The organism is Streptomyces sp. WAC06614 (genome assembly GCF_003949795.1).
GTDB lineage: Bacteria > Actinomycetota > Actinomycetes > Streptomycetales > Streptomycetaceae > Streptomyces.
On the sequence record NZ_RPRY01000121.1, the window covers coordinates 1 to 20,506 of the forward strand.

Sequence of the window (20,506 nt, forward strand, 5' to 3'; positions counted from 1 at the left end):
CCACGACCCCGAGAAAGGGGCTCCCCCGTGCCCACCGAACAGGTACACCGCACGTCCCACCGGGTGGAGGCCGACGCTGCGGCCGACACCGTCTACGGGCTGCTCGCGGACGCCGAGCGGTGGCCGCTGCTGTTCCCGCCGAACGTCCACGTACGCCGCCTGGACCCGCCCGGTGCCGCCGCGGCCGGCTCCCGCTCCGGGGTCCGCACGGAACGGCTCGCCCTCTGGGCCACCGCCAACGGCACCCTCAAGCACTGGACCTCCCGGCGCGTCCTGGACCCGGCGGCCCGGCGGATCAGCTTCCGCCAGGAGGTCCCCGCGGCCCCGCTGAGCGGCATGGGCGGGGTGTGGATCGTGGAGCCGCTGGGCCCGGACCGGAGCCGGGTGACCCTGCTGCACGACTTCTCGGTCGCCGGCGACCGGCCCGAGGACGTCGCCTGGGTGCTGCGGGCCACCGACACCAACAGCCGGGCGGAGCTCGACCGGCTGGCCCGGCTCGCGGCGCGCCCGCGGCGGCTGGAGGGGCTGCTGTTCTCGTTCACCGACTCCCTGCGCGTCGGGGCCCCGGCCGGGACCGCCCTGGACCTCGTCGACCACACCGCGCTGTGGCCCGCGGCGGGCCCGCGCGCCGCCGCGGGCCCGGTGGCCGTGCTCCGGCTGCCGCAGGAGCGCCGGGTGGTGTTCAAGACGCCGGATCCGGCCGCCCCGCTGGCCGTGCACACCGGGAGCTGGACGGTCACCGACGACGGCCCCGACGCGGCCACCGTCACCGTGCACCAGCAGGTGGTGCTGCGCACCGAGGCCGACGGGCCGCGCGTACGGCAGGACGTGCGGGAGGAACTGGGCCGGGCGGCCCGGACGGCGCTCGACCGGCTCCGGGACACACATGCGTTGATCTTATGCTCGGGTTTGCGCGAGTCCGCTGGGTTTGTGACCGGTGAGCGACTTTGATGGGTTTGCCGGGCGTCCTGAGCGAGCAGGGGGATCCACCATGGGCACCGATCACATCCACAAGGACACCGCACCCACCCTGATCGGCTCCGTGCAGCGGGCCCTGCGCCTGCTGGAGGCGATGTACGCGGAAGGGGGTGCGACCGCCAAACGGCTGTCCCGCCTGACCGGGATTCCACTTCCCACCGTCTACCACCTGCTGCGCACCCTGACCCATGAGGGTTACGTCCTGCGCGAGGGCGGAGCCTTCCGGTTGTCTGATCATTTGCCGTTGGCGTCGTGATTCAGGCCATGTTTGTGATCGCATTCGCGCATGTTCCTCTGGAAAATGCCAGAACACCCTTACGTCCAACGGAGGTTCAGTAAGTTCATCCCTGTCGCGCCGTACGGCTGTGCACCACGCACATACGGCCGGGAGGGGAGCCCGTGTGCCCGGGATCGACGAATGCCTGCTCGAAGCCATGGCCCTGCCGGGGGCGCGGGGCGCCGCGCTCGTGGACTGGAGCAGCGGCCTGGCCCTCGGCACGGTCGGCGAGTCCCCGGTCGGTGATCACGAGACCACCGCGGCCGAGACCGCGGAGCTGGCCCGCGCGGCGGCCGAGTACGAATCCTTCGCGTCGGCGGGCGAGGACCCGGCCGCAGCGGTCCCCGGGACCACCGGCGCCGCCGCGTCCGCGCATCTCGCCGGACCTCCCGTCGAAGACCTGATCGTCACCACCCGTACGGGTTACCACGTCCTCCGCTTCGTCGCCACGAGTTTCGACAGCAGCGTCTTCCTGCACCTGTGGCTGGACCGGGCCGAGGGCAATCTCGCCCTGGCCCGTATGAGACTGCGCGACCTCGCCGAAGGGCTGGTGCTCCGGTGACCGCCGCCACGGCCCCCACGGGCGCGCTCTCCCCCCTGCTCACCCGGCTCGCCGAGGAGCGCGCCACCGGAGCCCTGCTGCGCGACCGCGGCACCCTCTTCCTGGAGGACGGCCGGATCGTGCACGCCGAGAGCCCGGCCACCCCGGGCCTCGACGTCCTGCTCACCGCCGGCGGGGGCCTGACCCGCGAGCGCTGGCGGGAGGCCGTGGACCGGGCCGGCGCCCGCCGCGAGGTCGCCCGGTTCCTGGTCGACAGCGGCGGGCTGGCCGGCGGCGAACTGGAGATCTGCCATCTCGCGGCGATCTTCGACGCGGCCTTCTTCGCCCTCTCCCCGGGCAGCGGCCCCTCCCGGTTCCGGCGCGGCGCCACCCACTGGATCGGCTCGCTGCGCCCGGTCCCCGCCGAGGCCGTCGAACGCGAGACCGTGCGCCGCCGGGAGCTGCTGGACGCGGTCTGGCCGTACCCGCTGCTGGACACCGCCCCCGTGGTGCCCCGGGAGGCCGCCCCCGGCCAGACCGTCACCCTGCGCCAGCGGGCCCTGCTGCACGCGGCCGACGGCGTGCGCACCCCGGCAGCGCTGGCCTGGGCCCTGGGCCGGCCGGCGTTCCACACCCTGCTCGACGTCCGCCGGCTGGCCGCGGCCGGCCTGGTGGAGACCCCGGTCGAGCAGGCCCCCCGACCGTCCCCCGCCGACCTTCCCGCCTGGATGACCCAGGCCCAGCCCCCGGACGTGGCGTTGCTCCGCCGGTTGCGCGACGCACTGGAGGCAAGCCTGTGAGGCTCCCGCTGCGACAGCTCGCCGAGCGCAGGCAAGCCGAGAGGAGGAAGTCCGAGATGAGTGGAATCGTCATGGTGCCCGCAGAGGCCGAGGCCGAGATACTCGCGGAGCTGCGCCGGCTCCGGGCCCGGGTGCCCCAGCTCACCGGAGTGCTGGCGGCCAGCGCCGACGGCCTGGTCCTCGCGCAGGACACCGCCGCCACCGAGGCCGAGTCGGTGGCCGCGCTGACCGCCGCCGCCCTGGGCGTGGCCCAGCGGCTGAGCGACACCACCGGACAGGGGAGCTTCCGCGAACTGCTCGTCCGCGGCGAGCACGGCTACGTCGCCACCTACGCCGCGGGGGAGACGGCGGTGCTCACCCTCATCGCCGAACCCCGTGCCAACGTCGGCCGGCTCCACCTGGAGGCCCGCCGTTCCAGCCTGCGCATAGCGGAGCTCATCGACCGCACGCTCGGCCGCCGGGGGCCCGGCGGCCGGCCCTAGCCGTTCACCGATCCGCGCGTTCCGCGGCGTACCCGCCGTGACGCACCCATCGAGACGTACACCGAGAGGAATCCCACATGGCCAACGTAGAGCTCGCCCTCAAGGAAGCCACCACGATGATCGAGGGAGCCATCGGCGCCGCCCTGGTCGACTACACCAGCGGTATGGCGCTCGGCACCCTCGGGGGCGGCAAGGACCTGGACCTGACGGTCGCCGCCGCGGGCAACACCGACGTGGTGCGGGCCAAGGTCCGGACCATGGAGATGCTCGGCCTGAAGGAGGAGATCGAGGACATCCTCATCACCCTGGGCACGCAGTACCACCTCATCCGCCTGCTACGCTCGCGCGGCTCCCAGGGGCTGTTCCTCTATCTCGCCCTGGACAAGCAGCGTGCCAACCTCGCGATGGCGCGGCACCAGTTGAAGAGGATCGAGTCCGAACTGGAGGTCTGACCGTCCGTAGCGGCAGTCACCGACAGGTGGCGGGCGGCTGAATTCTTTGCCGCCCGCCGCGGTGACCCGGGGGATATGTCCCGGATGGGGGGATTTTATAATCTCGTTACAGAGTAAGATGCTGTAATTAGCTGATCATTGACAGAGAAACCCCTGCTGGAGAATCCCTCACCCATGCCCCCGCGCCTGAGCATCGTCGTCCCCGTCTACAACGTCGAGCTCTATCTCGACGAGTGCTTGGAGTCCCTCGCCGCCCAGACGTTCGACGACTTCGAGGTCGTCATGGTCGACGACGGTTCGACGGACACGAGTGCCGACATCGCCAAGAAGTTCGCCGCGCGGGACAAGCGGTTCCGGCTCGTCCAGCAGGAGAACGCCGGACTCGGTGCAGCCCGCAACACCGGCGCCCGGCACATCTCCGACGGCACCGAGTACCTCGCGTTCGTCGACAGCGACGACACCATGCCGCCGAACGCCTACCAGCTGATGGTGGACACCCTCGACGAGACCGGATCCGACTTCGTCGGCGGCAACGTCCTGCGGTTCCGCTCCGTCGGCATGAACCAGTCCTGGGGCCACCGCGCGCCGTTCGCCAAGACCCGGCTGAAGACCCACATCTCCAAGTTCGCGCCGCTGGTCACCGACCGCACCGCGTGGAACAAGGTCTACCGCCGCACGTTCTGGGACAAGCACGGCTTCCAGTACCCCGAGGGCATCCTCTACGAGGACGCGCCCGTCAGCATCCCCGCGCACTACTTCGCCGAGAGCGTCGACATCCTCAGCGACGTCGTCTACCACTGGCGCGTGCGCGAGACCGGCGAGCGCTCCATCACCCAGCGCTCCACCGACCCGGTCTCCCTCATCGACCGCGTCACCTCCGTCCGCCTGGTGCGCGAGGCCGTCCAGGGCAAGCAGGGCCCGGAGTACGTGCGCTACCTGCGCGACTACGACCACAACGTGCTCTCCGAAGAGCTCCCGCTGATCTACAAGTACGTCCCCGAGGGCGGCCCCGAGTTCCGCGCCGCCTTCGTCGAGCACGTCGGCGGCCTGGTCCGCGAGATCGGCGAGGGCCCCTGGAACGACCTGACGGTCGCCGACCGCCTCAAGGCGTACCTCGCCCGCGAAGGCCGCGTCGAGGACTTCATCGCCCTCCTGCAGCACCAGCAGGACTACTCCTACAGCGTCCCGGTCAAGGGCCTGGCCCGCCCGACGGCGGACTACCCCTTCCTCCAGGGCCGCCCCCCGGTCCCGGCCAAGGTCCTCACCCTCGGCAACCGCGAGCTCCGCGTCGTCAGCCGCGTCGAGCAGGCGGCCTGGGCCGGCGGCAAGCTGCTGCTGCGCGGCTACGCCCTGCCCGGCCACCTCGGCGCCGAGAGCCGCCTCGGCTCGCGCAAGATGCTCATCTTCCGCGAGAAGGGCAAGCGCCGCCGCTCCGTCGTCAGCGCCCGCACCGTCGCCTCCCCGATGGCCACGGTCAACGCCCCGCACCTCGCGCTGCGGCACGCCGACTGGGCCGGTTTCACCGCCGTCGTCGACCCGTCGATCTTCCGCAGCGGCGGTGAGTGGCACGAGGGCACCTGGACCACCTCCATCGCCGTCACCGGCGCCGGCGGCCTGCACCGCGCCCGCCTCAAGGGCGGCGACCACGACAGCGGCCTGACCCCGCCCGCCCACTGGGTGGCCCCCGACGTCCGCGTCGTCCCGCAGGTCGCGCCCACCCTCACCATCAGCGTGGAGATCGTCCGGGCCCGCGCCCTCGACGTGACCACGGACGGCGAGGGCCACCTCACCCTCAGCGGTGAGCTGGCCGAGCAGCCCGGCACCGGCGCCGTCCTGCGCGCCGAGCACCAGACCACCGGCACCGTGCTGACCTTCCCGCTCGACGCCGGCTCCGCCGCCGCGGGCGGCCGGGTCCCGTTCACCGTGACCCTGCCGATCGCCGACCTGGCCGCCGTCCCCGACACCGAGGTCAACGGTGGCGAGTGGGCCCCCGAGCCGTGGCACCTGACCGTGGTCCGCGCCGACGGCACCGCCCACGACCTCGCCCACGACGAGCGCGGCGGCTTCACCGGCCTGGTCGTGCCCGTCCCCGGCGACACCACCGGCCGCGCCCTCTACGCCAAGCGCACCGACACCGGCCGGCTGTGCCTGTCCATGCAGCCCTCGCCGCCGCTGGTCGACTCCGTCACCGCCGAGGACGGCGTGCTCACCCTCAAGGGCACCTTCCACGCGCCGACCGACGAGCCGTACGAGTTCGTCCTGCACAACTGGCACGGCGAGGAGTTCAGCTACCCCGCCACCCGCGACGGCGACCGCTTCGAGGCCACCTTCGCGCCGATGCTGCCCGAGGCCTACGCCGGCCGCACCTCGCTGCCGCACGGCCGCTGGTGGCCGACGCTGCGCCCGGTCTCCCAGGGCGGCACCACCGCCGGTCTGCTCGGCGTCGACCGCGGCGCCCCGGTCCAGCTGGTCGCCCCGGCACTCGGCACCGGCCCGGTCGCGCTGACCGTCGCCGGCCGCCGGATGCGCGTCGAGGCCCGCTACTACGACCGCATGGCCCTGGTCGCCGACCAGCTGCTGAGCCCGCACGACCGGTCCCGCTACGCCCAGCGCGTCGCCCGCGACGTCACCTACCCGGCGCAGCGCCAGGCCCCCGTCAAGGACCTCGTCGTCTTCGACACCTTCCAGGGCAACGGCGCCGGCGACTCCCCGCGCGCCATCCACGAGGAGCTGCTGCGCCGCGGCGAGAAGCTGGAGCACATCTGGCTGGTCCGCGACGGCCGTGCCGAGGTCCCCGCCACCGCGCGCGCCGTGCAGTACGGCAGCCTGGAGGCCTGGGACGTGCTGGCCCGCGCCAAGTACTACGTCACCAACGACAGCGTCCCGCGCGACTTCCGCCGCCGCGAGGGCCAGACGGTCGTCCAGACCTGGCACGGCACGCCGCTCAAGCAGATCGGCCTGGACTACATCCACGACTACTACTCCAGCCCGGAGATCCTCGCCGCGCTGGAGCACGACAGCGCCCAGTGGTCGCTGCTGGTCTCCCCGTCCAGCTTCGCCACCCCGGTCCTGCGGCGCGCCCTCGGCTACCAGGGCGAGGTCATGGAGGTCGGCAGCCCGCGTGCCGACGTCCTGCTGCGCCGCGACGACGAGCAGGTCGCCGAGCGGATCGCCGAGGTCCGCCGCCGGCTCGGCCTGCCCGAGGGCAAGAAGGTCGTGCTGTACGCCCCGACCTGGCGGGAGAACCGCGAGGGCTGGAGCGGCGGCTACAAGCTGGACCTCCAGATCGACCTCGACGCCGCCCGGCGCGAGCTCGGCGAGGACCACGTGCTGCTGGTGCGCGGCCACTACCGGGTCAACGAGCAGGTCCGGGACGCCGTCCGCGACGGCTTCGTCCTGGACGTCGGCCGCTGGCCCGACACCACCGACCTGCTGCTGGTGGCGGACGTCCTGATCTCGGACTACTCGTCCGTGCTCTGCGACTTCGCCCTCACCGACAAGCCGATGCTGCTGTTCACCTACGACCTGGCGCACTACCGCGACACCCTGCGCGGCTTCACCTTCGACCTGGAGGAGAAGGCGCCCGGCCCGCTGCTGCACGACTCGGCCGCCCTCATCGAGGCCGTGCGGAACGCGGACGCGATCGGCGCCGAGTACGCCGAGGCGCGCGCCGCCTTCCGTGCCGAGTTCGCCGACCTGGACCAGGGGACGGCCGCCGCCAAGGTCGTCGACCGGATGCTGGGCGTGAAGTGAGGTAACGCCTTCGGGTGAACCACGGACCGGTCCCGGTCCCGACCGATGAAGGTCGGGCCCGGGACCGGTCCGTATCCGTACCAGGGCGCGACCGTGCCCGCCCAGTCACCTGGAGGCGTCATGATCAAGGGGTTCACCACCTGCCTGTGGTTCGACGGCAACGCCGAGGAGGCCGCCGCCTTCTACGTCTCCGTCTTCGAGGACGGCCGGATCGGCCGCGTCGCGCGGTACACCGAGGCCGGGCCCGGGCCGGAGGGCTCGGTGATGGTGGTCGAGTTCGAGATCAACGGGCAGCGGTTCGTCGGCCTGAACGGCGGCCCGCAGTTCACCTTCGACGAGGCCGTCTCCTTCCAGGTCCACTGCGCGGACCAGGCCGAGGCCGACCACTACTGGCAGGCCCTGACCGCCGACGGGGGCCAGGAGGTCGCCTGCGGCTGGCTCAAGGACAAGTTCGGGCTGTCCTGGCAGGTCATCCCGACCGAGGCCCTGGAGCTGGTCGCGGACCCCGACCCCGAGCGCGCGGCCCGCGCCACCCGGGCCATGCTGGGCATGAAGAAGCTGGACGTGGCGGCCCTGCGCCGGGCCGCCGACGGCGACTGACCGCTACGCCGCGGCGAGCCGCCGGAGCAGCGCCGGCAGCGCGGTCCCGATCGGCTCGCGGACGATCTCGGCCGCCAGCGGGTCGTACGGGGTCTCCTCCGCGTTGACGATGATCAGCCGGGCCCCGTGCTCGGCGGCGATCCCCGCCAGCGAGGCGGCGGGCTGCACCTGGAGCGTCGTCCCCACGGCGACGAACACGTCGCAGCCCTTGGCGACGGCCATGGCCTGCCCCAGCACCTCGGGGTCGAGCCGCTCGCCGAACATCACGGTGGCCGCCTTCAGGATCCCGCCGCAGGTGAGACAGGCGGGATCGGATTCGCCGGCGGCCACCCGGGCCAGGGCGTCGGACATCTCGGAGCGGGCGTGGCAACGGGTGCAGACCACCTTGCGCGCGGTCCCGTGCAGCTCGAACACCTTGCGGGCCGGCATGCCGGCCTCCTGGTGGAGCCCGTCCACGTTCTGGGTGATCACCCGGACCGGGGTGCCGCCGCGTTCCAGCTCGGCCACCGCCCGGTGGGCGGCGTTCGGCTCGGCGCCGAGCGCCGCCAGCTCGGCGCGCATCAGCCAGGAGCGCCGCCGGATGTCGGGGTCCGCCATGTAGGACGCGTAGGTGACGAGCTTCTCGGCATCGGGGTCACGGCGCCACAGGCCCTGGGGACCCCGATAGTCGGGGATCCCGGAGTCGGTGGACATTCCGGCCCCGCTGAACACGGCGACGAGCGGCTTTCCCATGCCGCGACCCTACGCACGCCGCAGGCGCCGCGGCGAACCCTTTTGCCGCCCCCACAGGAGTGAGATCCGCCCGCCACCCGCTCCCGGCGCCCGGGCAGCGGTTACACCCCAGGCATGAGGATCCTTCCGTACCGCCTCGCCGCACTCGGCCTGGCCGCGCTGTTCGGGGTCGCCGCCGCCCCCGTACCGTCCGCCGTCGCGGACGGTACGCCGTTCCACAAACGGCATACCGCGGCCCAGATCAGCCGCTTCCTGACCGACTTCTACGGCCACCACGGCCCGTCCCGTCACAACCGTACGCACCGGGTGTCGCAGCAGCTCAAGGACAAGCAGCGCAACACCCCCGACCAGGACGTCGTCCTGTGCGCGGCCCACGTCCCCCAGGACATCACCGTCGGGGAGGTCACGGTCGCGCAGTCGGCGGGCGTCGGCTGGGCCACGGTCACCACGCACTGGGGCGCGGGCGAGATCGACACCATGACCGCCTACGTCCGGCTGGACTCCCGGCCGATCGCGCTCGACGACGTCATCTGCGGCGGCCCCGCCACCCCCAGGAGCCCGTCCGGGGCGCCCTCCTGACGAGCTGTCGATTCTGGTAGAACTCCCCCCATGACGGGATCGACGGGTACGACGGGCACGACAGGGACGACCGGTACGACCGGGACGACGACGCGGTTCGGGATCTCCGGCGCCGGCGCGGCGGACATGGAGCTGTTCCGGGCCTGGGCCGACGACGAGGGGTGGAACCCCGGGGACAGCGACCGCTTCGCGTTCGCCGTCGCCGATCCCAGGGGCTTCCTCGTCGGCCGGGTGGACGGGGAACCCGCCGCCTGCATCTCGGCCGTCCGCTACGGCACCGGCTTCGGCTTCCTCGGTTTCTACATCGCCCGCCCCGCGTTCCGCGGCCAGGGCTACGGCATCCAGCTCTGGCAGGCCGGCATGGCGCGGCTGGAGGGGCGGCTGGTCGGCCTGGACGGGGTGGTGGAGCAGCAGGACAACTACCGCAGGTCCGGGTTCCGGCGGGCCTGGAACAACGTCCGCCACGAGGGCGTGCCGCAGGGCGGAGGCGACGTCCCCGGCGTGGAGCTGGTGGACGCCGCCTCGTTGCCCTTCGGGGTCCTGGCCGACTACGACCGGCGGTTCTTCCCCGAGGCCCGGGACGCGTTCCTGTCCGCCTGGCTGGGCCTGCCCGGCCGCGCGGCCGTCGCGGCGGTCCGCGACGGGCGGATCGAGGGCCTCGGCGTGGTCCGGCCGTGCAGCGCCGCCTCCCGGATCGGTCCGCTCTACGCGGCCTCGCCCGAGGTGGCCGCCGCCCTGGTGCACCGGCTCGCGGCCGGGGTGCCGGACGGCACGGTGGCCGTGGACGTGCCCGACGCCAACCCGGCGGCCACCGCCCTGATGGAGCGGCTCGGGCTGGTGCCCACCTTCGAGGCGGCCCGGATGTACACCGGCCCGGCTCCGGAGCTGGACCTGGCCGGCCTGTACGGGGTCACCAGCCTCGAACTGGGCTGACAGCCCGGGGGCGTTGGCCTACGCTCCAGGAACAGGGCGGACCGCCGGGCGAGGGGGACCACGATGGCGTACTTCCTGCTCTTCCTCGCCGGGGTGCTCACCGTCGTGCGCTGGACCACGGGCACGCCCTTGCTGAACACCGCCCTGTGGTGGATCTGGGGAACCGGCCTGGTCCTGCTGCTGGTCGAGCTGGTCCGCGGGTTCCCCGGGCTCAGAACGAGAACAGCACTCCGCTGCCGCGGCGCAGGGCGCACCGGTTCCCGAAGGTGTGGTCGTAGTCCACGCGCCGCCCCTCCCAGACGCCGACCGCGGTCACCGTGATCGGGTCCCACTCCTTGGAGCAGGGGCCGGGGGCCGGCGGCATGGTGATCGCGTCGAAGCGGGCCTGGGCCTGCCGTAACTCGCGGCAGGCCGCTGCGGGCGACGGGTGCGTCCCGCTGGGCACCGGCGCGCAGACCAGGGTCACCGCGCGCAGCGCCGTGCCCCGCTCGCCGTCCGCGCCGGCCGTGACGGTCAGCACGAGCGCGGACGGCGCGTAGAGCCGCTGCGCGTCGTCGGTGGCGGCGTCCGCCACTCCCGAGCCGGCCAGTGCGGTGAGGGCGGTGAGCCCCATCGCGGCGGAAGCGAGCCCCAGACCCCTGACGATGGACCGCATTGCGAACACTCCTTCGGGTCGCGTTTTCGGATAGCGGACAGTCTTGCCCAGCCGCGCTCCGAGCGCCCGTGCGGACCGTCAATTCTTGTCACCGTTGGTGACCGTGCGATCGCAGGCCGCAGCGGGGTGGGGCGCGCTGACCTGTGCGGGAGCCCGCCGGGGATTCGGCCAGGACCGTTCCGTTTTCGTGCCGTTCCGCTCAGCTGCGCGGCGCGTAGAGGTCCATCAGGCGCACCCGGGTGTCGTGCAGCCGGTGCGCCAGCACCCGTCCCACCCAGTGCCCGAACGCCGAACCGAAGGCCGGGTCGGCGTCCATCAGCATCCGCACCCGTTCGGCGTCGAACTCGTACGCGCGCACGGGGGTCATCGCATGGGCGCTGAGCTGCCAGACGTACGGCGGGAACAGCCAGGACCAGCCGACCAGCTCGCCGCTGCCCAGGTTCTCGACCGTCGCGGGGCGGCGCTGTCCGGGCATCGGGATCTCCAGCGTCACCGTGCCGGAGCGCACGATCCAGAAGGCGTCCGCCCGCCCGCCCTCCTCGAAGAGCGCGGCCTCCTCCGGGAAATTGACCTCCCGGGCGAGAGCCATCAGGCGCCTGCGGTGCTCGGCCGACAGGACGGCGGCGATCCGGATGGGGGAAGGTGTGCTCACGGCGGACCTCCGTTCGAAGGGTCCCCCCACTACCCCCAGTGTGCGGGTGCCCGGCCCGCGGGGGCACCCGCCGGGCCGGGGCTTGTCATTCCTCCTGGTTGCTCGCCTCCAGGCAGGCCAGCTCCATCGAGTCCAGGACGGCCTCGTGGCCGCGTCCGCTCAGCTCGGCGACGTTCTCTATCTGCGCCGTCGCCCACGAGGCCAGGGTCATCACCAGGACCCGCAGCCCGTCGGTGCCGTACGCGGCGAACACCTCGTCGGCCACGGCGATCGCGCCCTCCGGCACCCGCTCCGGGGGTTCCAGGCCGACCAGTGACCGCAGCAGTGCCATGGTGCGCTGGGAGATCTCCGGGGTGATCCTCGCCAGCCGTACGTCCTCGTCCCGGTCCATCCGCCCGCCCTCCCCTGGTGCCGCGGAACCGCCCGTGGTGCCCGTGGCGGCTTCCTCCTGCTCCGCACGGTAGAGCGCCGCGGGCCGCCCGCGCGGCGGTTTGGCGCGATGCCTTCCAGGAGTGCCGACCGACGGGTAACTTGACGTGTCCCCACCATTCCGCCGGCCGTCCCCGGCCGGGACCCCCGACAGGGATGTCATGAAGACACTGGTGCGAGCCCTCCGCGGCGTCCTCCTCGCGGCGCTGCTCCTCTTCCTCGCCGCCCCGCCCGCCCCGCCGGCCTCCGCCGCCCCGCGGGACCTCACCGCACAGGAGTCCTGGACCCCGCCGCTGTCCACCCGGGGCCGCTACGTCGTCGACGCCCGCGGTCAGCGCTTCCGGCTGCGCGCCGGCAACTGGGACGGAGCCCAGGGCTCCTGGAACGGCTCCGGCGACCAGGGCGATCCCGCCAACCACCATGCCCAGCAGCCCTCCTACGGCATCCCGCTCGGCCTGGACCGGGTGCCGCTGCCCCGGCTGCTCGCCGACTTCCGGGCCCTCGGCCTCAACAGCATCCGGCTGCCCTTCTCCAACGAGATGCTGCGCACCACCACGGTCGTCCCCGACGCGGCCGTCGCCGCCAACCCCGCCCTGCGCGGCCGTACCCCGCTCCAGGTCTACGACGCCGTGGTCGGGGCCCTCACGGCCGACGGGTTCGCCGTCATCCTCAACAACCACACCGTCACCACCCGTTGGTGCTGCGGCCTCGACGGCAACGAGCGCTGGAACAGCAGCGGCCGCAGCACCGCCCAGTGGGCCGACGACTGGGTCGCCATGGCCCGCCGCTACCGCGGCAACCCCCGGGTGGTCGGCGCCGACCTGTACAACGAGGTCCGCCGGGACGTCCTCGACGACCCCAACTGGGGCCTGGGCGACCAGCACGACTGGCACGCCGCCGCCCAGGAGGCCGGCGACCGGATCCTGGCCGAGGCCAACCCCGACCTGCTGATCGTCGTCGAGGGCATCAACTGGACCGGCATCCCCGTCGACGGCTTCGCGCACGGCCGCCCGACCCTGACCCCGGTCCGTACGCTGTCCCACACCCTGGTCGTCTCCCACAAGCTGGTCTACTCCGCCCACTTCTACGGCTACACCGGGCCCCACCACAGCGGCGCGACCGGCATGGGCGAGACCCACGACCCCCGCTACCAGGACCTGACCGCCGAGCAGCTCCGGCAGGTCCTGTACGACCAGGCCTTCTACGTCTCCGCCGAGACCGGCACCCACTTCACCGCCCCGGTGTGGATCAGCGAGTTCGGCATCGGCGCCGACGAGCAGGGCGCCGCACCGCGCACCTGGTTCCAGCGGCTCACCGCACAGCTCACGGAGGCCGACGCCGACTACGCGTACTGGCCGCTGGTCGGCTGGTCCGGCGGCCCCGGCGGCGACACCTGGGCGCTGCTGCGCTACGACCGCGCCGGGCAGCGCTCCGGCGTGCTCGACCCCGGCGACTGGCGCACCCCCACCTGGAGCGCCCTGACCGGCGCGGCCGGCCGCACCGGGACCGTGCCGGCCGCCCCCGCCTGGTACCAGCTCGACATCGACCACCGCGACCACGTCGCCTCGCTGCGCACCCGGGCCGGCGGCGACTGGGACAGCGGTGCCCGCAAGGCCGTCTGCCCGGACGGCTCCCGGCTGGCCGGCCTCGCCCACACCGGCGGGCGCGGCCTGTGCGTGGGCTCCGACCTGCGGGCCGACACCGGCGGGCACACGGTCGTCCGCGACGAGTCCTCCCTGCCGCCCGGCGGGGACTGGGCCGGCGGGTACACCAAGTTCAGCTGTCCGCAGGGCCAGTTCCTGATCGGCTACAGCGTCCGGGGCGAGCGGGTCTCCGCGGCCCTGTGCGCCCCGGCCCGTACGCCGCTGCCGGCGGGCGCCGGGCGTACCGTCTGGTTCGACCGGGGCGACAACCGGCCGCCCGGGGCGGCCGCCCTCGGCGGCGAGTTCGCGTACGGCCGGTACAAGGGCCAGTGCCTGCCCACCGAGTACGCGGCCGGCATCGCCTTCACCACCCGCGTCGGGGCCCGGCCGGGCCCGGCGGCCCTGCTGTGCCGCCCGGCTCCCTGACGGGCGCGCGGTGTGCGCCGGTTCGGCAACTGATGGGTCAAGTGTGATGACCTGACCGCACGGACCCCCTAAGGTGCGCCAGAACAGGAACAAGAGTGGAACTTTGGGGGGTTCATGCGTAGATCCAGAGCGCTGGTCGGTGCGCTCGCCCTGTCCCTCGCGGGCCTCGGCGCCGGTGTCGGCCTCGGGCTCGTCCCGCGGGCCGCGGCCGTCACGCCACCGGTGGCCTTCACCGCCGACGCCCTGCCCACCTGGCAGCCCAACGGCGTCGTCTGGGCCCTGGCGGAGGCGGGCGGCACCGTGTTCGCCGGCGGCACCTTCTCCGCCGTACGCCCGCCCGCGGGCGGCAGCGGGACGGAGCAGGAGGCCGTCAACTTCGTGGCGCTGGACGCCGCGACCGGCGCACCGACCGACTGCTCGCTGTCCTTCACGGTCGGCGGCGGCACCGCCACCGTACGGGCGCTCGCCCTCTCGCCGGACAAGAAGACCCTGTACGCGGGCGGGTACTTCGGCGCGGTCAACGACGTGCCGGTCAGCAGCCTGGCCGCCGTCGACGTGGCCACCTGCACGGTGAAGACCTCGTTCCGGCCGGCCTTCGCGGCCACCGTCCGCGCGCTCGCCGTCACCGGTGACACCGTCTACGCCGGCGGTGACTTCCTGACCGTCGCCGGGCAGCCCCGCCAGCGCTTCGCGGCCGTCGCCACCGCCGACGGGGCCCTGCGGCCCTTCCGGGCCGACGCCGACGAACCCGGGCGGGCCGTCGAGGTCACCCCGGACGGCTCCAAGGTCCTGCTCGGCGGCGACTTCTTCACCGTCAACGGCACCGCCACCCACGCCCTGGCCGCGGTCGACGCCACCAGCGGCGCGCTCGCCAGGTCCTACCCCGGCTTCATCGAGACCAACTCCGTGGTCAAGGACATCGCCACCGACGCCACCGGCTTCTACACCGCCAACGAGGGCACCGGCGGAGGCGTCTTCGACGGCCGCATCGCACTCAACCTCTCCGACCTCGGCCAGCGCTGGCGCGACACCTGCCTCGGCGCCACCCAGGCCGTCCTGCCGTACCAGAACGTGCTCTACAGCGCCTCGCACGCGCACGACTGCTCCGGCGTCGGGGAGTTCCCCGACGGCCAGCGCCACCACCTGCTCGCCCAGCCCACCGGCGGCACCGGCAAGCTCGGCTGGTCCCCGGACACCAACGACGGCATCGGCGAGGGCATCGGCCCGCGCGTGATGACCGTCGGCTCCAAGGCCGGGGTGCAGTACCTCTGGGTCGGCGGCGAGTTCACCACCGTCAACGGCGCCGGCCAGCAGAGCCTGACCCGGTTCGCCTCGACCGGCGACACCGGGGCGCCCACCGTGCCGGTGGCCGGTGCGGCGAGCGTCGGGCCCGGCCAGGTGCAGGTCCGCTGGCGCACCAGCCTGGACCTCGACGACAGCACCCTGACCTACCGGGTCTACCGGGGCGGCGCCGCCACCCCGGTGGCCACGCTGACCGCCGACTCGCTGTTCTTCAAGCGGCCGCAGGCCTCCTGGACGGACACCGCCGTCACGCCCGGCCAGACGTACACCTACCGGGTGACGGCGACCGACGCGGCCGGCAACACCAGCGCCCTGTCGGCCCCCGCCACGGTGACCGTGCCGACCTCGGCCGAGGTGTACCCGGCGCAGGTCCGCGCGGACGGCGCCGAACTGTACTGGCGCTACGACGACTCCGTGCTGCCGTACGTCGCCGACTCCTCCGCCGGCGGCAACGCGGCCGGCGTGCACCTCAACGGCCCGGCGCTGCGCCAGACCCCTGCCGCCGTGACCGGCAAGAGTACGGCGATCGGCTTCAACGGCACCGACAACCGGGTCTACGGGGACCGCCGTCACTCGGTCGGCAGCACGTACACGCTGGAGACCTGGTTCCGCACCGGCACCACCCGCGGCGGCAAGATCCTCGGCTTCGGCAACAACCAGGACCGCGGCAGCAACCGCTACGACAAGCACCTGTACATGACGAACGACGGCCGGCTGGTCTTCGGCGTCTACAACGGCGCCGTCCGTACGATCACCACCGCCGCCGCGTACAACGACAACGCCTGGCACCACGCCGTCGCCACCCAGGGCCCCGGCGGCATGGTCCTGTACGTGGACGGCGTCCAGCGCGGCACGCTGAACGTCACCACGCACGAGAACTTCGCCGGCTACTGGCACGTGGGCGGCGACAGCCTGGGCGGCTGGCCCAACAAGCCGACCAGCGAGCTGTGGGCGGGCCAGGTCGACGAGACGGCCGTCTACCCGACCGTCCTGACCGCGGCCCAGGTGCAGCACCACTTCACCCTGGCCAAGGCCCCCGCCGACACGGTCGCGGTGGTCCCCGCCACCGAGGACACCTACGCCAACGCCGGAGCGCCGGGCAGCAACTTCGGCACCTCGGGGTCGCTGGCGGTCCGCGGCAACCCGCTCTACACGAGCTACCTGCGCTTCGGCCTCCCGGCGGCGCCCGCCGGGACGGTCCTGAAGTCGGCGGCGCTCGCCGTGAGGACGAGCACCATGAGCGGGGCGGGGACGGTGGACACCGTCTCGGTGGTCCCGGTCACCGGTGCGTGGACGGAGTCGGGGACCACGTACGACAACCGCCCGGCCCTCGGCGCCACGGTGCTCGGCACCTACCCGGGGATCCCGGACGGATCGGCGGTCCACACCACCGCCCTGGACACGGCGGCGGTCGCGGCCGCGCTGGGGACCTCGTACAGCGTGGCCCTGACCGGCAGCGGGAACGACGCCCTGTGGCTGTGGTCCGCGCAGGCCCAGGCGAACGAAGGGACGCCGCAACTGACGCTGACCTTCGGGGCGCCGTAGCACCCCGGGGGCGTGGGCCGGGCCCGGCTACGCCCGAGCGTCGTCCGGCCCGTGGTGGACATGGGCCAGGACCTGCTGGAGCAGGGCCCTGACGTGCTCGTCGTGGAGCTCGTAGACCACGCTGCGGCCCGTGCGGCGGCCGGTCACCAGGCCGAGGTGGCGCAGCAGCCGCAGGTGGTTGGAGACGGTGGGCTGGCCGAGGGAGAGGTCCTCGGCCAGCTCGCCGACCGCGCAGGGCGCGGCGAGCAGACGGGCCAGGATGCGGATCCTGGCCGGGGCGGCCAGGCCCTGCATGACCTCGGCGACCGCCGTGGCATCCGCGTCGGACAGAAGTTCCATGACCGCAGTCTACTGGTGCACATATGTGGATGTGCTGATATGTTGATGTCATGAGGAAAAATGCTGCTCAGCCGACCGGACACACCACCGCCCTCCACGCCCCCGGAGCCGCCACCTGCGGCTCCTGCGCCACCGCCGGGGCCCCGGCCCCCGCCCGCCGCCGTCCGACGGCCCGCGAGGTCGGGCGCGCCTCCCGGCCGCCGAACCCGGAGCCCGGGCCCGCGCGGGGCCGGGGCGCCGACGGCGGCAGGGCCGGCAACGACCGGGCCGGCGACCACCGGGGCCAGGGCCACGGCGTCCTCGGGGAGCGCGCCGAGCAGGCCTTCGCCGGACTGGCCCTGGTCTCCTACCTCACCGGGCTGGTCCTGGACCTGACCGGCTCGGGCGGCACGGCCCCGTTCGCCCTGTTCCTGGCCGCCTATGTCTTCGGCGGCTTCTTCACGCTCCGCGAGGCCCTGGCGACCGTGCGGCGGGGCCGCTTCGAGGTGGACTTCCTGATGCTCGTCGCCGCGGCGGGAGCCGCCGCGATCGGCCGCTGGGAGGAGGGCGCCGTCCTGCTGGTGCTCTTCGGCGTCGGGCACGCCCTGGAGGGCTACGCCATGGGCCGGGCCCGGCGCTCCGTCGAGGCCCTCGCCCGGCTGGCCCCGCGCACCGCACTCCGCCTGCGCCGCCGGGAGGACACCGACCGGGCCACCCCCACCGGCCCGGCCGCCGCGGTGGAGGTGCCGGTCGAGGAACTGGCGGTGGGGGACACCGTCCTGGTCCGGCCGCACACCCGGCTGCCCGCCGACGGCTTCGTCGCGGCCGGCACCAGCAGCGTCGACCAGTCGCCCCTGACCGGCGAGAGCATCCCGGTGGACAAGGCCCCGGTCGCCGACCGTGCGGCCGCCCTGACGGACCCGGCCACCGCCACCGACCCGGCCGCCACGGTCTTCGCCGGCAGCGTCAACGGCGCGGGCGCCCTGGAGGTCGTGGTCACCCGGCTCGCCCGGGACAACACCCTCGCCCATGTGGTCCGCATGGTCCAGGAGGCCGAGGGGCGCACCTCCCCGACCCAGCGGTTCACCGACCGCTTCACCCGGATCTTCGTCCCGGCCGTGCTCGCCCTCGTGGCCGCCCTGCTCGGTATCGGCGCCCTCACCGGCGAACCCTTCACCGACACCTTCTACCGCGCCATGGCCGTCCTGGTCGCCGCCAGCCCCTGCGCCCTGGCCATCGCCACGCCCGCCGCCGTGCTCAGCGCCGTCGGCCGGGCCGCGCGCAGCGGTGTCCTGGTCAAGGGCGGCGCTCCGCTGGAGGAGTTCGGCCGGCTGCGGACCGTCGCCTTCGACAAGACCGGCACCCTGACGGAGGGCCGGCCGCGGCTCACCGAGGTCGAGCCCGCCAAGGGCGTCGACCGTGCCGAACTGCTGCGCACCGCCGTCGCCGTGCAGCGCGGCAGCGACCACCCGCTCGCCCAGGCCGTGGTCCGCGACGCCCCGACCCTCCTGGCCGCCGACGCCGGAACCGCCACGGGCGCCGCCGACGCCGGGAGCGCCGACGGCACCGCCGCCGGGACCGCCGCATCCGTGGCCGTCGGCGAGGCCCGGGACGTACGGGCCCTCGTCGGCCGGGGCGTCACCGCTCGACTCGACGGCGAGACCGTCCACATCGGCAGCCTGGCTCACCTGGACTCGCTCACCGGTCCGCCCGTGCCGCAGGCGCTGCGCGCGCGCACCGAGGAACTGGCCCGGGCCGGCCGGACCACCATGCTCGTCCGGCGGGGCGACCGCCACCTGGGCACCCTGGCCCTGATGGACGCGCCCCGTCCGGACGCCGCGGCCACCGTCGCCGCCCTGCGCCGGCTCGGCGTGACCCGCACGGTGATGCTGTCCGGCGACGACCCGCGGGTGGCCGACGCCGTGGGACGGGCCGTCGGCATGGACGAGGTGCACGGCGGGCTGCTGCCGCAGGACAAGGTCGCCGCGGTGGCGCGGCTGCGGGCGGGCGGCCGTACGGCGATGATCGGCGACGGCGTCAACGACGCACCCGCCATGGCCGGGGCCACGGTGGGCGTGGCGATGGGCGCGGCCGGCTCGGCCGTCGCGCTGGAGACGGCGGACATCGCGCTGATGTCCGACGACCTGCGCCGGCTGCCGTTCGTCACCGGTCTCAGCCGCAAGGCGAGCCGGATCATCCGGCAGAACCTGTGGCTGAGCCTGGGCCTGGTGGCCGTCCTGGTCCCGGCGACGGTCCTCGGCCTGGGCATCGGCCCCGCCGTCCTCGCGCACGAGGGCTCCACCCTCCTGGTGGTGGCCAACGCCCTCCGCCTCCTGCGCCACCCGGACTGACCCCCCACCTCGCCCGGGCCGGGCCGGGCCCCTGCGCCCAGGCGCAGGGGCCCGGCTCAGGCCCGCGGCGGTCCCGCGGGCCTGTTGGCCGGACGCTCGGCCGCCGTGCGTATCTCCTCCCCCCCAGGGCGGCCCGACCCTCCGCGGCCCGGGCCGCGCCCGCCAGCCGGGTGTGCTCCTCCAGGACGGCCCGGCCCAGGTCCTCCCGCAGCCGGTCGGTGGTGGGACGGGCGGGCGGCGGGAAGTGCGGGCCCGGCCCGTCGGCCAGGACGGTGACCGACCCGCGCAGGGCCTGTCAGGCCGCATCGAGGTCACCGGCCCGCCGCTCCAGCTCCGCTGCGTGCAGCAGGGCCGCGGCACGGTCCCACGGCTCGTCCTGGAGGGAGGCCTGCAGCCGCCGGGCCCGGGCCGCGTGCCGGAACGCTCCGAGCGCGGCCAGCTCCGGACCGAGCGCGGCCAGCAGCCCGCCGTCGGCCGGCCCCGCCGCCAGGTCCGGGCGGCCACGGAGGACGTGCAGGGATCGGTCACGGTGCGTCATGTACGGACCGTGGCAACGGCCTGTGACAACGGCGGCCGCGGCCCCGGCCGGCCTGTGGACGACGCGCCACCCCGGTCAGCGCGGGGGCTCGACCTCCAGGAAGCGGCGCCCGCGCGGGCCCCGGTACAGCAGGCACTCCCATCCGAGCCGCCCCAGCACCTCGGCGCACGACCCCAGCCGTTCCTGTTCCTCCGCGGCGGCCCCGCCGCCCGCCGGTCCGGCCCATGTGACCCGCACCTGTCCGGGCCCCTCGCCGGGTGCGGCGACGTACCCGGTCGCGGTCCGCAGCCGCGTGTCGGCGGGGTCCACCGCGGACGGCGGCAGCCCGGCGGCCTCCAGCGCGAGGGCGACCGCGCGCACCGGCCGCTGCCGCTCCCAGGGCGCCGGAACCCCCTCGCCCGCCGGGCCGTTCAACAGGCGGCGGATCTGCAGCAGCCCCTCGTACGCGGCCCGCACCTCGGCGGCCCGCGCCACGGCCGGCCCAGCGGGCCCGGCCCCGTCCCCCGTGGCGGGCTCGAAG

19 protein-coding genes and 1 pseudogene are annotated in these 20,506 nt (G+C 74.2%); 13 read left to right on the forward strand and 7 right to left on the reverse strand.

Annotated features, from left to right (window positions below; all coding sequences use genetic code 11):
- Positions 1 to 27 precede the first annotated feature (27 nt).
- From EF918_RS18045 to EF918_RS18080, 8 genes and pseudogenes are all read left to right on the forward strand, one after another.
- Positions 28 to 951, forward strand: a complete 924-nt coding sequence (locus EF918_RS18045) for an aromatase/cyclase (protein WP_125647076.1) — start codon at positions 28 to 30, stop codon at positions 949 to 951.
- A 40-nt stretch (positions 952 to 991) separates the two neighbouring features.
- Positions 992 to 1,201: pseudogene (locus EF918_RS18050) on the forward strand (helix-turn-helix domain-containing protein); the annotation flags it as partial.
- A gap of 178 nt (positions 1,202 to 1,379) precedes the next feature.
- Positions 1,380 to 1,817, forward strand: coding sequence for a hypothetical protein (locus tag EF918_RS18055; protein WP_125647082.1), 438 nt, complete (start codon positions 1,380 to 1,382; stop codon positions 1,815 to 1,817).
- A complete protein-coding gene (locus EF918_RS18060; protein ID WP_125647085.1) occupies positions 1,814 to 2,596 on the forward strand; it encodes a transcriptional regulator in 783 nt (260 codons plus the stop codon). The genes EF918_RS18055 and EF918_RS18060 overlap by 4 nt, the downstream gene beginning before the upstream one ends.
- Before the next feature lie 56 nt (positions 2,597 to 2,652).
- Positions 2,653 to 3,078, forward strand: coding sequence for a roadblock/LC7 domain-containing protein (locus EF918_RS18065; protein WP_125647088.1), 426 nt, complete (start codon positions 2,653 to 2,655; stop codon positions 3,076 to 3,078).
- Positions 3,079 to 3,155: 77 nt separating this feature from the next.
- A complete protein-coding gene (locus EF918_RS18070) occupies positions 3,156 to 3,530 on the forward strand; it encodes a hypothetical protein (RefSeq protein ID WP_125647092.1) in 375 nt (124 codons plus the stop codon).
- A gap of 174 nt (positions 3,531 to 3,704) precedes the next feature.
- Positions 3,705 to 7,283 carry a CDP-glycerol glycerophosphotransferase family protein gene (locus EF918_RS18075; RefSeq protein ID WP_125647096.1) on the forward strand — a complete coding sequence of 1,193 codons (3,579 nt, stop codon included), beginning with the start codon at positions 3,705 to 3,707 and terminating at the stop codon, positions 7,281 to 7,283.
- Between the two features lie 120 nt (positions 7,284 to 7,403).
- A complete protein-coding gene (locus EF918_RS18080; protein WP_125647099.1) occupies positions 7,404 to 7,883 on the forward strand; it encodes a VOC family protein in 480 nt (159 codons plus the stop codon).
- A 3-nt stretch (positions 7,884 to 7,886) separates the two neighbouring features.
- Here the strand turns inward: EF918_RS18080 and EF918_RS18085 are convergent, their stop codons facing one another.
- Complete coding sequence (locus EF918_RS18085; RefSeq protein WP_125647102.1) at positions 7,887 to 8,615, reverse strand: Sir2 family NAD-dependent protein deacetylase; 729 nt, start codon at positions 8,613 to 8,615, stop codon at positions 7,887 to 7,889.
- A 114-nt stretch (positions 8,616 to 8,729) separates the two neighbouring features.
- On the opposite strand from EF918_RS18085, the gene EF918_RS18090 reads away from it, so the two are divergent.
- On the forward strand, positions 8,730 to 9,194 hold the full coding sequence (locus EF918_RS18090; protein WP_125647106.1) for a hypothetical protein: 465 nt from the start codon (positions 8,730 to 8,732) through the stop codon (positions 9,192 to 9,194).
- A 126-nt stretch (positions 9,195 to 9,320) separates the two neighbouring features.
- A complete protein-coding gene (locus tag EF918_RS18095; RefSeq protein WP_185921802.1) occupies positions 9,321 to 10,127 on the forward strand; it encodes a GNAT family N-acetyltransferase in 807 nt (268 codons plus the stop codon).
- Between the two features lie 211 nt (positions 10,128 to 10,338).
- Here the strand turns inward: EF918_RS18095 and EF918_RS18100 are convergent, their stop codons facing one another.
- The 3 genes from EF918_RS18100 to EF918_RS18110 form a co-directional block, all read right to left on the reverse strand.
- Positions 10,339 to 10,782 carry an SSI family serine proteinase inhibitor gene (locus EF918_RS18100; protein WP_125647112.1) on the reverse strand — a complete coding sequence of 148 codons (444 nt, stop codon included), beginning with the start codon at positions 10,780 to 10,782 and terminating at the stop codon, positions 10,339 to 10,341.
- A 199-nt stretch (positions 10,783 to 10,981) separates the two neighbouring features.
- Entirely contained in the window at positions 10,982 to 11,434 is a 453-nt protein-coding gene (locus EF918_RS18105; RefSeq protein ID WP_185921801.1) for a cyclic nucleotide-binding domain-containing protein, read from the reverse strand.
- 85 nt (positions 11,435 to 11,519) lie between these two features.
- Entirely contained in the window at positions 11,520 to 11,825 is a 306-nt protein-coding gene (locus EF918_RS18110) for a hypothetical protein (protein WP_125647115.1), read from the reverse strand.
- A 199-nt stretch (positions 11,826 to 12,024) separates the two neighbouring features.
- On the opposite strand from EF918_RS18110, the gene EF918_RS18115 reads away from it, so the two are divergent.
- Positions 12,025 to 13,932, forward strand: coding sequence for a glycoside hydrolase family 5 protein (locus EF918_RS18115; RefSeq protein WP_125647118.1), 1,908 nt, complete (start codon positions 12,025 to 12,027; stop codon positions 13,930 to 13,932).
- A 114-nt stretch (positions 13,933 to 14,046) separates the two neighbouring features.
- Entirely contained in the window at positions 14,047 to 16,779 is a 2,733-nt protein-coding gene (locus tag EF918_RS18120) for a LamG-like jellyroll fold domain-containing protein (protein WP_125647121.1), read from the forward strand.
- 27 nt (positions 16,780 to 16,806) lie between these two features.
- Here EF918_RS18120 and EF918_RS18125 read toward each other — a convergent pair whose 3' ends face one another.
- Entirely contained in the window at positions 16,807 to 17,118 is a 312-nt protein-coding gene (locus EF918_RS18125) for a helix-turn-helix transcriptional regulator (protein ID WP_125647125.1), read from the reverse strand.
- A gap of 50 nt (positions 17,119 to 17,168) precedes the next feature.
- On the opposite strand from EF918_RS18125, the gene EF918_RS18130 reads away from it, so the two are divergent.
- Positions 17,169 to 19,448: a heavy metal translocating P-type ATPase gene (locus tag EF918_RS18130; protein ID WP_260610330.1), complete on the forward strand. Its 2,280-nt coding sequence runs from the start codon at positions 17,169 to 17,171 to the stop codon at positions 19,446 to 19,448.
- 295 nt (positions 19,449 to 19,743) lie between these two features.
- Here EF918_RS18130 and EF918_RS18135 read toward each other — a convergent pair whose 3' ends face one another.
- Together EF918_RS18135 and EF918_RS18140 are read right to left on the reverse strand one after the other, a co-directional pair.
- A complete protein-coding gene (locus EF918_RS18135) occupies positions 19,744 to 19,986 on the reverse strand; it encodes a hypothetical protein (RefSeq protein ID WP_125647128.1) in 243 nt (80 codons plus the stop codon).
- Between the two features lie 75 nt (positions 19,987 to 20,061).
- Positions 20,062 to 20,506: hypothetical protein (locus EF918_RS18140; protein ID WP_125647131.1), on the reverse strand; the 445-nt coding region annotated here is incomplete at its 5' end.

Excerpts from the sequence above, each read along its gene's own strand:
- EF918_RS18130 (WP_260610330.1), top strand. The coding sequence starts at position 17,169 with ATGAGGAAAAATGCTGCTCAGCCGACCGGACACACCACCGCCCTCCAC.
- EF918_RS18100 (WP_125647112.1), bottom strand. The coding sequence starts at position 10,782 with ATGCGGTCCATCGTCAGGGGTCTGGGGCTCGCTTCCGCCGCGATGGGG.
- EF918_RS18110 (WP_125647115.1), bottom strand. The coding sequence starts at position 11,825 with ATGGACCGGGACGAGGACGTACGGCTGGCGAGGATCACCCCGGAGATC.
- EF918_RS18090 (WP_125647106.1), top strand. The coding sequence starts at position 8,730 with ATGAGGATCCTTCCGTACCGCCTCGCCGCACTCGGCCTGGCCGCGCTG.
- EF918_RS18075 (WP_125647096.1), top strand. The coding sequence starts at position 3,705 with ATGCCCCCGCGCCTGAGCATCGTCGTCCCCGTCTACAACGTCGAGCTC.
- EF918_RS18065 (WP_125647088.1), top strand. The coding sequence starts at position 2,653 with ATGAGTGGAATCGTCATGGTGCCCGCAGAGGCCGAGGCCGAGATACTC.
- EF918_RS18135 (WP_125647128.1), bottom strand. The coding sequence starts at position 19,986 with ATGACGCACCGTGACCGATCCCTGCACGTCCTCCGTGGCCGCCCGGAC.
- EF918_RS18070 (WP_125647092.1), top strand. The coding sequence starts at position 3,156 with ATGGCCAACGTAGAGCTCGCCCTCAAGGAAGCCACCACGATGATCGAG.
- EF918_RS18115 (WP_125647118.1), top strand. The coding sequence starts at position 12,025 with ATGAAGACACTGGTGCGAGCCCTCCGCGGCGTCCTCCTCGCGGCGCTG.
- EF918_RS18120 (WP_125647121.1), top strand. The coding sequence starts at position 14,047 with ATGCGTAGATCCAGAGCGCTGGTCGGTGCGCTCGCCCTGTCCCTCGCG.
- EF918_RS18095 (WP_185921802.1), top strand. The coding sequence starts at position 9,321 with ATGGAGCTGTTCCGGGCCTGGGCCGACGACGAGGGGTGGAACCCCGGG.
- EF918_RS18085 (WP_125647102.1), bottom strand. The coding sequence starts at position 8,615 with ATGGGAAAGCCGCTCGTCGCCGTGTTCAGCGGGGCCGGAATGTCCACC.
- EF918_RS18080 (WP_125647099.1), top strand. The coding sequence starts at position 7,404 with ATGATCAAGGGGTTCACCACCTGCCTGTGGTTCGACGGCAACGCCGAG.
- EF918_RS18125 (WP_125647125.1), bottom strand. The coding sequence starts at position 17,118 with ATGGAACTTCTGTCCGACGCGGATGCCACGGCGGTCGCCGAGGTCATG.